This is a genomic window from Sulfitobacter sp. 1A13679 (genome assembly GCF_043557115.1).
Taxonomy (GTDB): Bacteria; Pseudomonadota; Alphaproteobacteria; order Rhodobacterales; family Rhodobacteraceae; genus Sulfitobacter; species Sulfitobacter faviae.
This window is the reverse complement of sequence record NZ_JBIFFO010000028.1, coordinates 36067-48576: the sequence shown is the minus strand read 5'-3', so window position 1 is coordinate 48576 and position 12510 is coordinate 36067. Positions and strand designations below refer to the sequence as shown.

Sequence of the window (12510 nt, the reverse complement as noted above, 5' to 3'; positions counted from 1 at the left end):
CGATCGCCTGTCAGGATGGTTGGTCTGTTCATTTTGCGTGTTCTCATGAATTGAGAGGCAGCGCGTCGGGAAGCTTGGAAAACAAAAGGCCGCCCGTGCGGCGGCCTCGGAATACGTTTGGTCATCCGGCCACCCTGTCAGGAGGCCAGCCACCAGTTCATTGCGATGGTCGTAGTGTTTTCCATAAGACGGCAGATATCGTCGACACGATCATGCGTCAATCGAATGGTAGAAAGAGTTTGATCAAACGTTTCGCTGCAGGAGTAATGAAAGTCCGCTCAGTCCTGTCAGCTGGCGTTAACGCAGCACGCAGCGAATGACGGATTTCTGCTTTCTATCCCCAAGTTCTTACATCCGCAGAGAAAACTGAGCGCCTGCAGCGAACGGCAGAAAGGTTCCACTCAACTATTCCAACCAGAGTATCGCCGATGCGTAGGTGAGCAAAACCGCACAGGCCGCGCCGGCGCAGAAAAATGTTGCGTGCATCGCGATTTCCCGGTCGAGTTCTTGCTCAAAGCCTCAAACGAGAAGCCACCCAGCCATTGCCCTCGACGGCATCGAGCCCCATCCGGTGCGGCGATCAATTTTGGAAACTAAGCTCAAACCTTTGAGCGCCCAACTGTGCTACTAGAGCGCTACAAACCTCGGAGATGGTCTGTAAGACACTGAAGCAAAACGATAAAAAGAACACCCTACCGATCCATCATGGGTGCCACGCTTAGGCGCGCGGCGCGGTAAACCTCGGCATGGGTGAGCTTTTGCTCGTGCATGCGGCGGGCTCCGTCTTTGGGTCACGGCCTTCTGCACGGCTTTGCAGGGGTGGCGCAAGCTGTTCTTATGCCGCAGCCGCCCCCGCGCGGGATGTCGCGAAGCGCGGCTGGCCGCGTCATACCGCCGTCGCCGTTTCCGCCAGAATGCCCAAACGCGTGAAAACCCGTTCAAGGTCGCGGTCGCCGAAGGGTTTCTGCACCACGGCACAGCGGCCCAGCGCCTCGGCGGCGGGCACTTCTGCTTGGCCGGTGGCAAAGATGATCGGGATATCGGGATGCGTTGCCCGGACCCGGGTCGCCACCTCTTCGCCTGAGATATCTGGCAGGCCCACGTCGATCAGCAGTGCGTCGTATTCGCCAGCCTGCAGCCTATCCAAGGTTTCCTGCCCCGAGGCGGTTTCCGTGACTTCAGTGCCAAGCCCGCTGAGGATATCCGCCAGATCGAGCCGGATCAGCGCGTCGTCTTCGCAGAGCAGCACATGACGGGGCCGGTCGGGTATCTCCTGCGCCGGAGTCTTGGTCGAGGCGACCGGGGCCGAAGACAGCGCATCGCGCACCTTGATCGCCAAAGCGTCTTTGGTGAAGGGTTTGGCGAGGAACTGTACCCCGGCGTCGACCCGGCCATCGCGCACGATCGCATCGCGCGAATAGCCGGAGATGAACAGGATCGGCAGATCGGGCCGCTCGGCCTGAAGGGTTTCGGCCATCTCGCGGCTGCTGAACTCGCCGGGCATGACGACATCCGATATCACAAGGTCAAAGTCCGGTGCTTGCCGCGCTGATTTGAGCGCCGCGGTGGGGTCTTCTGCGGTGCGCACGCTATAGCCCAAATCCGTCAGCAAGGCAGCGGTGGCGTCGCGCACCTCGGCGTCGTCTTCGACCAGCAGCACGGTCTCACTCCCGCCTGCGATCTCGGATGGGTCGTGCCACTGCAATGGTTCCGCCGCCGTCTCGGCCCGCGGCAACAGCAACGTCACCGTCGTGCCCGCGCCGGGGCGGCTGGCGATGGTCACCCGCCCGCCCGATTGCCGCGCGAAGCCGTAGACGGTGGACAGGCCCAGCCCGGTGCCCTTCCCCACGGGTTTGGTGGTAAAGAAAGGGTCAAAGACCTTGGCCAGCGTCTCGGCCGGGATGCCGGGCCCCTGGTCGATGATTTTGACCTCAACATAGTCGCCCGCCACCATGTCAGGCTCACCAAAGAGCTCTTCGGGGCCGACGTGCCGGTTTTCGACAGCGATCTTTAGCTTGCCGCGCCCCTCCATCGCGTCGCGCGAATTGATCACGAGGTTCAGCACCGCATTCTGGGTGCTGGCCGCATCGGCATAGGCGGGCCAGAGGGCCTCGGGCGTGTCGATCTCGACCTCCATCCCCTCGCCCAAGGCGCTGCGCATGATGTCGTCGATATCCCGCAGCAGATCGCGCAGGTCGATCGAGCGGGGTTGCAACGGCTGGCGGCGGCTGAAGGCGAGCAGTTGCGAAGAGAGCGAGGCACCGCGCTCCACCGCGCGCATCGCCGCATCGATCCGCACCCGCGCAGGCGAATCCGCGGCGATCTCGCGCGCGGCCATGGTCAGGCTGCCGGTCATCACCTGCAACAGATTGTTGAAGTCATGGGCGATGCCCCCGGCAAGATTGCCCACCGCCTCGACCCGCTGGCTCTGCGCCAATCGGTCGTGCAGCTCTTCCAACTCACGGTTGCGCTTCTCGACACGTTCTTCCAACGTCGTGTTCAAATCGGCCAGTTGGCGGGAGAGTTCTTTCTGCTCGTGGATGTCGGAGTTCGTGCCGACCCATCGGATCAGCGCGCCATGCTCATCCTTAATCGGTGCGCCCCGAACCAGATGCCAGCAATAGGCCCCATCGGCCCGCCGCAGCCGGAATTCCGTTTGATAGACCGATCCAGTTTCCACCGCATGGGCCCAAGTCGTCAAGGCCTTCGCACGGTCATCGGGGTGAATGATCGTCGGCCAAGCATCCCCCACCAGACTGCCCGGCTCGGCCCCGGAAAAGGAATAGACCTGATCGCTGATCCAGTCCAAATGTCCATCGGCGGTGGCGGTCCAGACATGAACCGGCATGGTATGCGCCATGGTGCGGAACCGTTTCTCGGCCTCGCGCAGCCGGATTTCGGCAAGCTTATGGGCGGTCACGTCATTGCCTTGGATCATGATGCCGATGGTCTCGCCCCGCACATTGTCGAGCGGTTGGAAAACGAAATCGACGACGACACGCTCCGCCGGGCCATCTGCGCTGCGTTGCAGCCACGCCTCGGCCCCATGCTGGCTAAGGGCCTTGCCGGTCCGATAGACTTCGTCCAGCATTTCGAAAAAGCCTTGGCCTGCGATTTCGGGCAAGGCTTCGCGGATGGGTTTGCCAATTAGCTCGCGTTGGCCCACCAATTGCATATAGGCGGCGTTGACCGTCCGGAAGACGTGGTTCGGCCCCATAAGGGTGACCATGAAGTTCGGCGCCTGTTCGAAGATCATCTTGAAAAGGCTTATGCCGGTATCAAGCTCTAGGTTCTGCTGCGTCACCTCATGTGCACGGCGCATCACGGCGGCATGGGCAGAGCCCGCTCGCTCTTCGCCGGGGGTCTCTGCGATATAGGCTTCGGTCACATCCTGCGTGTGTTGCAAAAGGAATTCCACCTCCCCTTCCGGGCCCAGGATCGGCGTATGGGTCGCACTCCAATAGCGGTCTTCGGTTTTGCCGTCGGCCGTGTCGATCGGATAGGGAATGACAGGCAGGTGATCCGTGGTGCCATCGCGGAACACCCGCTCGAAAGACGCCCGCAGCATCCGCCCCGACTCGCTTTCGGGGTCCGAGGGGAACTCGTCGAAGAGGTTCTTTCCAATAAGCCCCTCCATCTTGCGGTCCGTCACCTGCAGATAGGCGTCATTGGCCCAGACCACCCGAAGCGCACTGTCCAACAACACGAAAGGCGACGGCGCAGCTTGGAGGATTCTTTCAAAGTCGTGGTTCATATTGGGGGGTCTTCTATCCAATGGAAAGTGCTGGTCGACAGGCCGAAGGGCGCAAGGACGCCCGCAGCTGACAAGCGGTGCCCGCCACGTTGGGGCGGATTTCGAATGCGGGTCTACATGGTATCCTATCTCGGAACTGTCGGGTTTGGGCAATGGCGCCGCTGCGTTTCGAACGCGTTTCGGGCATAGTTAGCGCGCAATCTGCCGAGTGCCAGAAATTCCCGCATATTTTGCATGGCCTTGCACTCCGCGCTGAGTTTGCGATGAATGGGGAGGCAGCGATGGGCCGCCCCGGCTGGCCGCGCAGCCGATCGACCATTGCCCTCTGCCTATTGAACCCCCGCCCTTTGCCAAAGCCATTCAGGACCCCCGCATGACATTCCGCTTCATCCACGCGTCTGACCTGCACATCGGGCGTAAATTCGCGAATATCCCGCAGGCGCCCGATGGCAATATCCGGGGGCGCCTGATGGAAGCGCGGCATGGCGCCATTGCCAAACTGGCCCAGGCCGCGCGGGATCACGGGGCGGCGCATGTGCTCTTGGCGGGCGATACATTCGACACCGCGACACCCTCGGCCAGCGTGCTGCGGCAGGCGCTCACCGCCATGGGCGAGGCGGCGGAGGTGACATGGTGGCTCCTGCCCGGCAACCACGACAACCTGCGCGATGCCGAACCCCTGTGGGAGGTCATCGCCCGCGATGCGCCGCCCAATCTGCGTGCCCTTACCAAAGCCGTCCCGACTGAGATCACCACGGGCGTCAGCCTACTGCCCTGCCCCATTGCCTTTCGCACAGGCGCCAGCGATCCAAGCGCGCCCTTGGACCGGATGACCACCCCCGAGGGCCATCTGCGGATCGGCCTTGCCCATGGCGGGGTCACGGATTTCACCGAAAGCGGGGACGCCATCGCGCCCGACCGGGACCAACGCGCGGGGCTGGACTATCTCGCGCTTGGCGACTGGCACGGGCGGATGACCGTCTCGGACCGGGTGCAATACTGCGGCACGCCCGAGCAGGATCGTTTCAAACATGGGCGTCGCGGCGTCTGCCTTGCTGTCGAAGTGTCAGCTCCGGGCGCCCTGCCCACGGTCGAAGAGGTCGAGACCGGCAGCTTCCTGTGGTCGGAAGCCGAAGTCACCCTGCACCCCCGGCAAGACGCGGCGGCGGCATTGCAAGCGCTCTTGCCCGCCGCAGGCAGGCGCGATCACCTGCTGCGCGTCAAAGCGTCCGGCTGGGCGGGGCTTTCCGATCGGGCGGCCCTTGCCCGCGCGGCCGAATCCTGCGCCCCCGATTTCGCGCATTTCGAACTTCAGACTGACGGCTTGGGCACGCAATATGAGGCTGCGGACCTCGACGACATCGACCGCGGCGGCGCGCTTCGCATGGCGGCGGAGACCTTGGTAAGCGAGGCGCAGTCCGAGACCCTTTCCCAGTCCGAACGTGACGTGGCCGCCGACGCGCTGGCCCGGCTGCATGCCTATGTGCAGGGGGCCAAAACATGAAAATCCGCGCCATCACCCTCAACAACGTCCGCCGTTTCACCGACCCCGCACAGGTCACCGGGATCGGCGATGGGATCAACGTGCTGAGCGAGCCGAATGAACACGGCAAATCCACTCTCTTCGATGCGATACAGGCGCTGTTTTTCAAACCCTTCGGTTCGCGCGACAAAGAGGTATCGGCCCTGCGCCCCCATGCAGGCGGCGCGCCTGAGGTCACCATCGAGGTCGAGACCGAGGCGGGCCGTTTCGCCCTGCACAAACGCTGGTTGCAAAAGCCCCTCGCCACCGTGCACCGCGAGGGCAAGCTGATCGCGCAGGCGGATGAGGCCGAAGCATGGATCGCGCAGCTTTTGGGCGGCGATGCGGGCGGCCCCTCGGGGTTGATCTGGGTGCGGCAGGGGATGACCGCGCTGACCGGCGGCTCGACCAAGGAAGAGAAACTGGCGCTGGAAGCACGGCGCGATCTGATGACTTCGGTCGGGGCCGAGGTAGAGGCGATGACCGGCGGGCGGCGCATGGACAAGGCGCTGGCGCAATGCCGCGAAGAGCTTGCCCAATACGCCACCAGCACCGGAAGGCCACGCACCGGCGGGCCGTGGAAAGAGGCGCAGGATCAGGTCGAGGCGCTGACGGCCACGCGCGATCAACTGGCCGCGACCGCACGCGCGTTGCAAGACGCTTTGGCCGAACGCCAGCGCGCGCGGCGCGCCTTGGCCGAGCTTGAAGCGCCCGAGGTGGTCGCCGAACGGCGCGAAAAACTGGAGGCCGCCCGCGCCGCCCATGCCGCCGCGACCCGCCATGCGGAAGAGATGGAAGCGTTGAGCCGGGCCGTGGAACTGGCCCGTCTCAACGCCGATAATGCCACATCGCGTCTCAACAACTACCGCGCCGGAGAGGCCGAGCAAAAGGCCGCCCGCCGCGCTGAGGCCGCAGCACGCGAAGCGGCGGAGGCGGCCCGCGCCGCCCTGTCAGACCGTCGCGCCACGTTGGAGGCCGCAGAGGCCGCCGCCGCCGAGGCCCGAACGGCGCTCAAAACCGCCGAGGATGACCACCGCCACGCCCTCCGCGCCCGTGCGGCCCGCGACGGCGCTGACCGACGCCAAGCGCTCGAAGCGCGTATCAAAGAGGCCGAAGACGCCCGCCGCCGGATGGAGAGCGCCAGAGCCGCCGCCAAATCCGGCCCGGACGCCGCGGCGCTGCAGCGGTTGGAAAGACTATCCGCCGAACTCTCTGCCAGCCGCGCCGCCCGCGACGCGGCAGCCCCGCAGGTGACAGTCCGCTACGCCCCCGGCCAATCAGGCGCCATCCACGGCGATGACGGCCCCTTGGCCGATGGCGCCCCCCTGCCCCTGCCGCGCCGCACCACCCTGCGGATCGACGGGATCGGCGATTTGGAGATCGAGCCGGGCGCGGACGGCGGCGAGGACGGCTCCGTCGACGCCGCCGCGGCCCGGTTGCAAACCGCCCTCGACGAGATCGGCGCGGCTGATCTGGCGCAGGCCCGCGCCGCCGGTGCTGCGCGTGTCGAGGCCGCCGCGCGGGAGGGAGAGGCGAAAGCTGTGCTGGCCAGCCTCGCCCCCGATGGGATCGACGCGCTGCACCAAGCCCTCGCCGCCATTCCTGCGCCGGAAGAGGTCTCGGGCGCGCCGGATCTCGCGCAGGCCGAAGACGCGCTGCAAACCGCGCAGACCGTACATGAGCGCTGCCGCATCGCGCGTGAGACTGCCGCCGAGGCGCTGGCCGATGCCAAGGCCGATGCGGCGGGCAAAGAGGCGCAGCTTGCCTCGCTAAGCGACCGGCTGCAGCGCGCCGAGGCGCAGCAGGCCAAGCTGGGCGATGTCACAGAAGAAGACCTCGCCGCCCAAACCGTCACCACCGCTGCCGCGCTGGAGGCCGCCCGCCTCGCCCATGCCGAAAAGGCCAAGCACGCGCCGGATGCGGCCAGCCTTCAAGCCGCGCTCACCCGCGCGGAATCGGTCGAGGCGCAGGCCCGAGAAGAGATCGCCCGCCTGCACCCCCTGCTCGCCCGGCTGAGCGAACGCATCACCCGCGCCTCGGGCGACGCGGTGGAGGAACGGCTGGCCGAGACCGAAGACCAATTGCAAGCCGCCGAAGCGGCCCTTGCCCGGATCGCCCATGAGGTCGCGGTGCTGACCCGGCTGCAAGAGGCCTTGCAGGAGGCAAGGAACGAGGCGCGAGAGCGCTATTTCACCCCCATCGTCAAGGAACTGAAACCGCTGCTGCAACTGCTTTGGCCCGATGCGGAACTGACATGGGGCGAGGAATCGCTCCTGCCCCATGCGTTGATCCGTGAGGGCCGGGAAGAGCCGATCGAGGTGCTTTCGGGCGGCACGCAGGAACAGGTGGCCCTGCTGGTGCGGCTAGCCTTCGCGCGGATGCTGGCCCGGGCGGGGCGTATCGCGCCGGTGATCTTGGACGACGCGCTGGTCTTTACCGATGACGACCGGATCGAGCGGATGTTCGACGCGCTGCACCGGCAGGCGGGGGATATGCAAATCATCGTCCTGACCTGCCGCCAACGCGCCTTTCGCGCCCTTGGCGGGCAGGCTTTGCGGCTGCAAGCGGTGGCCCCCTAGCCGCGAATGAACTTTTCCCCCCGTTCCGCGTTAGCCTTCTGACGTATGCGCAGGGCATCTGGGGGGAAGACATTGAACGATATCGCCGCGATCAGACGGCTGTTGGAGGTGCTCGTTCTGATCGCCCTCTTCGTGACTGCCTATTTCGCCAAGGATTTGCTGCTGCCCATCTTATTGGGCTTCCTTCTTGCGCTGACGCTTAGCCCGCTGATCCGCTCTTTTGAAAAGTTCGGCATTTCCCCTCCTTTAGGCGCCGTGCTGCTGATCGGCTGTGTCGGGCTGATCATCTTTGTGCTGGCCGGTCTGTCGGCGGGCACCGTGGCCACTTGGTCAGACGAAATCCCCAGCATGGGCAACGAGATACGGCGCAAGCTGCAGGGCTGGGCGCAGACGGTTGAGGATGTCCGCTCGGCCACCGAACAGGTCGAACAGATCGGCACCGAGAATGGCAGCGGGAAGCCCGAAGAGGTGGTGGTCAAACAGCCCGGCCTGCTGGACAACGCCATGAACACCGGCGCGCGGATCGGGGGCACCGTGGCGGTCGCTTTGGTCTTGGCGCTGTTCCTGCTTGCCTCGGGCGATCTGTTCTACCTCAAGCTCGTGCAGTCCTTTCAGACCTTCACCGGCAAGAAACGCGCCTTGAAAGCGGTCTATGATGTGGAGCGCCGCGTGTCGCGCTACCTACTGACCATCACCATCATCAACGCAGGCCTGGGCATTTCGGTGGGGCTCTACCTCTTCGCGCTTGGGCTGCCCGTGCCCTACGTCTGGGGCTTGGCGGCGTTCTTGCTGAACTTCCTGCCCTATATCGGCGGGGTGATCGGCGCGGTGCTGGTGGGGGCCTATGCCATCGCGACCTTCGACAGTGTCGGCTATGCCATCCTCGCCCCGCTTGGCTATCAGATCCTCACCGGGATCGAGGGGCAATTCATCACCCCCTACCTCGTGGGGCGGCGGTTGGAATTGAACACCGTCGCGGTGTTCCTCACCGTGGTCTTCTGGGGCTGGCTCTGGGGGATTGCGGGCGCGCTCGTGGCGGTGCCCTTCCTCGTGGTTTTCAAGGTGATCTGCGAGAACGTGACCGCACTCAACATGATCGGGCATTTTCTGGATAAATCCGCCCCTGATGTGGCGGCAACCGCGGCGGATGAACCCGCCGCGGAAAAGCCCGGTGGCTAGGGCCGCTTATCCCGCGAGGGACGGCAGCCAGAGCACGATCTGCGGGAAGGCGACCAGAAGGCCGATTGTGACCGCATCGGCGATGAAGAAGGGCATCACACCGCGGAACACGTCCTGCACGCTGAGGTCGGGGCGCACGCCCGCGACGACAAAGCAGTTGAGGCCGATTGGCGGGGTGATCAGACAGAACTCCGCCATCTTCACCACCAGAATGCCGAACCAGATCGCGCACATCGGACCCGACATGCCAAAGGCACTGTCGGCGGCCGAGACCATCTCGCCCCCGTTGAGCGCCATAACAGCCGGATAGACCACCGGCAGCGTCAAGAGCAGCATCCCGATGGCGTCCATGAACATGCCCAGCACGGCATAGGCCAAGAGAATGCAGATCAGGATCAGCATGGGCGAGGTTTCGAGCGATGAGATCCAGTCGGCAAAAGCGCCCGGCAGATCGGCAAAGCCGAGGAAGCGGACATAGATCAGCACGCCCCAGATGATGGTAAAGATCATCACCGTCAGCTTCGCGGTCTCCAACAGAGCATCCTTCAACTCGGCCAGCCGCATGCCACGGAAGACGGCCATGCAGAAGACGATAAAGGCGCCCACGGCCCCACCCTCGGTCGGGGTGCCCCAAGCGTCGCCGAAGGGGTTGTAAACGAAGAAGATGATGATCACGACCACGGCGACAATCGGCATCGCAGCGGGGAGCGAGGCAAAACGCTCGCCCCATGTAAAGCCGCGCACCGGCGGGCCGACGCTTTTCCAGATCATCGCGATGCCGATGATCAACACCGCATAGACCACCGCCGAGAAGGCACCCGGGATAAAGCCCGCGAGCAGCAACTTGCCCACGTCCTGCTCAACGATGATCGCGTAGATCACGAGGATCGCCGAGGGCGGGATCAATGAGGCCAGCGTGCCCCCTGCCGCCACGACACCGGCTGCGAATTGCTTGTTATAGCCGATCTTGAGCATTTCGGGGATGGCGATACGGGCAAAGACCGCCGCGGTCGCGACCGACGCGCCTGACACTGCCGCGAAGCCCGCCGTGGCGAAAACGGTCGAGACCGCCAAACCGCCCGGCACCCAGGCGAACCAACGTTTCGCCGCCTCAAAGATCGCCTTGGTCAGGCCCGCGTAATAGGCCAAAAAGCCGATCAGAATGAAGGTCGGGATAAGCGAGAGTGTCTGGCTCGAAACCTTCGAGTGCGGCACTTGGCCTGCGGTCTTGATCGCCACGGTCAGCGCCCAGCCAAGCTGGTCCCACTCCATGCCCTTCTTGGCCCAGAAAATCCAGATCAGGCCGACAAGCCCCGCCATGGCCGCGGCAAAGGCCACCCGCATGCCAAGCACCACCATGACGAGCATACCGCCCGAGACCCAAAGGCCGATTTCAATAGGATCCATCAGTCACGTCCATCCAGTTGTTCGGCCTCGGCCATTGCTTGTTCCGCCGCCGATTGTACCAGCGGCACGGCCACGGGGCGTTCCAGCCCCAGCACCAAGGCCCGGCCATAGCCCCAAATTTGCAGGCAGAGCCGCAGAGAGATCACGACGAAAGCCAGCGGCACCACCAGTTTGCTGGGCCAGATCGGCAGGCCGATGTCGATCGAACTGTCGCGGCTCCACATTGGGGCGTTCATGTCAAAGCTGCGGTCGAAATGCGCCCAAGCGCCCCATGTCAGCGCCAGCATCAGCAAAAGGATCAGCACCACCGACAGCAGTTCCGCCGCCCAAAGCGCGCGGCCCTTCAGCTGGCCGATCAGGATGTCCATGCGCACATGGCCGCCCATCCGTTGGGTATAGGCGATGCCCATGATGGCGATGAAAGGCATCGCCGCTTCGATCCAGTCGACATAGCCCGCCAGCGGCGTGGAAAAGAACTTGCGCCCTCCCACGGACCAGACGGCCAGTATCATCAGTGAGAAAACGGCAAGCCCCGAGATCAGGGCAAAGAAGGTTTCCAGCTTCAGCAGGCCCCGGTCGAGGCGGCTGAGGAGGCTGCTGTCCTCCAGCACGGCGGATGATCCGGCCATCGGCTCTCCTTTTCAGAAAGTCTGTTTGTTGCGTTTTGGAAGTCGAAGGGGCCGCGCGGTCAATCCGCACGGCCCCCACAGTCATGCCCGGCTGGGCTTAGTTCGAGGCGCGCTCTTTTTCCAGCGTCTCCATCACGAGGTCATAGAGTTCCTGACCCGGGATGCCCTGCGCTTCCATGTTTTCGATCCATGCTTCGCGCGCGGGATCGGCCGCTTTCTCTTTGAACTCGGCGATGACTTCGGGGGAATACTCAACCTTCTCCACGCCTTTTTCTTCGAGAACGGAATCCCATTTCTCCAGCAGTTCCGCATAGTTGGCGAGATAGTGATCCAGCGCCTCATCGACCGAGCTGTCGAGCGCTTCACGCTCTTCGTCGCTCAGCATTTCATAGGCGTCGATGTTCACCACGACAGGGCAGTTCACGGTGCCGGGGTTGAGGTTCGCGGTCCACCAATCGGCTTTGTTGATGGTGCCAAAGGACAGATGCGCGTGCTGGGCGAAGGCCACGGTGTCAACGACACCCGATTCCATCGCGTTATAGGCTTCGGTCGCAGTCACGGATGTGGGCACAGCGCCGACGGCTTCAAAGGCTTTGCCCAGACCGCCGGTGGCGCGGACGCGCATGCCGTCGAAATCTTCCAGCGTTGTGCGCGGATCGCCGGTGCCGACAAGGTTGTACTGCGGCATGGGCGAGGTCATCAGCATTTTCGCGTTCCACTGCGCCATCTCCTTGGCGACGGCGGGGTGGTCATAGACCGCTTTGGAAACCGCGACTTCCTCTTCAAGGTTGCTCACCCCCAGAAACGGCAGTTCCAGCACGGTGATCGCGCGGTTCTTGTCGGCGTGGTAGCCGGCGCAGAACTGGGCCATCTCGAAAGCGCCGATGGAGATACCATCGAGGTTTTCGCGGTTCTTGGACAGGCCGCCGTAGCTGACATTGATGGTGAATTCACCGTCGGTCTTCTCAGAGACCAGTTCGGCAATCTTTTCCACATGTTCGGTGAAGGCGCGGCGCTTGCCCCAGACCGAGGCGTTCCATTCGGTCGCGGCAGCTTCGCTTACAAACGCGACAGTCAGCGCACAGGCGGCGGCACCGCTCAGCAGATTTTTCATGATGGCTCTCTCCCATAGTTGCCGCCCTTGGGTGGGCGGATTGGCGCACAGGCTACCCCGCGGGGGCTGGCCTGCCAACCCCGTCATGCCGCGCAAATACGACAGCCGCAAGACAGTAGCGCCAAGTTTGACTGGCAAGGCTTTGAAAAACCGCGCCAATCACCGGGCAAGAGCGGAAAATTTACAGAAATAACCCCGATCGGGAAAAACCTTTACAGGCAAGCCCTTGTAATCCAGTTGCTTATTCCCTTCTTTTCACGGGCCGCTATGATCCGGCTGAGGAGGACGCCACGGCCACCGGGTTTGACCCGCGCCCCGTGGCGATG

8 protein-coding genes are annotated in these 12510 nt (G+C 63.9%); 4 read left to right on the top strand and 4 right to left on the bottom strand.

Translation table 11 applies throughout. The features are described from left to right. Nucleotides 1-320 (top strand): hypothetical protein (locus tag ACGYLA_RS17780; RefSeq protein WP_394434238.1); only part of this gene is annotated, 320 nt, incomplete at its 5' end. Nucleotides 321-886: 566 nt separating this feature from the next. Here ACGYLA_RS17780 and ACGYLA_RS17775 read toward each other — a convergent pair. Beyond that, on the bottom strand, nucleotides 887-3754 hold the full coding sequence (locus ACGYLA_RS17775) for a response regulator (protein ID WP_394434236.1): 2868 nt from the start codon (nucleotides 3752-3754) through the stop codon (nucleotides 887-889). A 373-nt stretch (nucleotides 3755-4127) separates the two neighbouring features. Between ACGYLA_RS17775 and ACGYLA_RS17770 the strand changes: the two genes are divergently transcribed. From ACGYLA_RS17770 to ACGYLA_RS17760, 3 genes are all read left to right on the top strand, one after another. Beyond that, nucleotides 4128-5258 (top strand): exonuclease SbcCD subunit D, encoded by a 1131-nt coding sequence (locus tag ACGYLA_RS17770; RefSeq protein ID WP_394434234.1) that lies wholly within the window; start codon nucleotides 4128-4130, stop codon nucleotides 5256-5258. Further along, nucleotides 5255-7855, top strand: coding sequence for a chromosome segregation protein SMC (locus tag ACGYLA_RS17765; RefSeq protein ID WP_394434232.1), 2601 nt, complete (start codon nucleotides 5255-5257; stop codon nucleotides 7853-7855). The genes ACGYLA_RS17770 and ACGYLA_RS17765 overlap by 4 nt, the downstream gene beginning before the upstream one ends. A gap of 72 nt (nucleotides 7856-7927) precedes the next feature. Beyond that, on the top strand, nucleotides 7928-9034 hold the full coding sequence (locus tag ACGYLA_RS17760; protein WP_394434229.1) for an AI-2E family transporter: 1107 nt from the start codon (nucleotides 7928-7930) through the stop codon (nucleotides 9032-9034). Nucleotides 9035-9040: 6 nt separating this feature from the next. Here the strand turns inward: ACGYLA_RS17760 and ACGYLA_RS17755 are convergent, their stop codons facing one another. The 3 genes from ACGYLA_RS17755 to ACGYLA_RS17745 form a co-directional block, all read right to left on the bottom strand. After that, nucleotides 9041-10441, bottom strand: a complete 1401-nt coding sequence (locus tag ACGYLA_RS17755; protein ID WP_394400591.1) for a TRAP transporter large permease — start codon at nucleotides 10439-10441, stop codon at nucleotides 9041-9043. Then, nucleotides 10441-11070: a TRAP transporter small permease subunit gene (locus tag ACGYLA_RS17750; RefSeq protein WP_067260512.1), complete on the bottom strand. Its 630-nt coding sequence runs from the start codon at nucleotides 11068-11070 to the stop codon at nucleotides 10441-10443. The genes ACGYLA_RS17755 and ACGYLA_RS17750 overlap by 1 nt, the downstream gene beginning before the upstream one ends. Before the next feature lie 97 nt (nucleotides 11071-11167). Then, nucleotides 11168-12184 (bottom strand): C4-dicarboxylate TRAP transporter substrate-binding protein, encoded by a 1017-nt coding sequence (locus tag ACGYLA_RS17745; protein WP_271689627.1) that lies wholly within the window; start codon nucleotides 12182-12184, stop codon nucleotides 11168-11170. Nucleotides 12185-12510: the final 326 nt, after the last annotated feature.

What these genes read in the sequence shown, in the direction of transcription:
- ACGYLA_RS17755 (WP_394400591.1), bottom strand. Translation starts at nt 10,441, where the DNA reads ATGGATCCTATTGAAATCGGCCTTTGGGTCTCGGGCGGTATGCTCGTC.
- ACGYLA_RS17750 (WP_067260512.1), bottom strand. Translation starts at nt 11,070, where the DNA reads ATGGCCGGATCATCCGCCGTGCTGGAGGACAGCAGCCTCCTCAGCCGC.
- ACGYLA_RS17765 (WP_394434232.1), top strand. Translation starts at nt 5,255, where the DNA reads ATGAAAATCCGCGCCATCACCCTCAACAACGTCCGCCGTTTCACCGAC.
- ACGYLA_RS17775 (WP_394434236.1), bottom strand. Translation starts at nt 3,754, where the DNA reads ATGAACCACGACTTTGAAAGAATCCTCCAAGCTGCGCCGTCGCCTTTC.
- ACGYLA_RS17770 (WP_394434234.1), top strand. Translation starts at nt 4,128, where the DNA reads ATGACATTCCGCTTCATCCACGCGTCTGACCTGCACATCGGGCGTAAA.
- ACGYLA_RS17745 (WP_271689627.1), bottom strand. Translation starts at nt 12,184, where the DNA reads ATGAAAAATCTGCTGAGCGGTGCCGCCGCCTGTGCGCTGACTGTCGCG.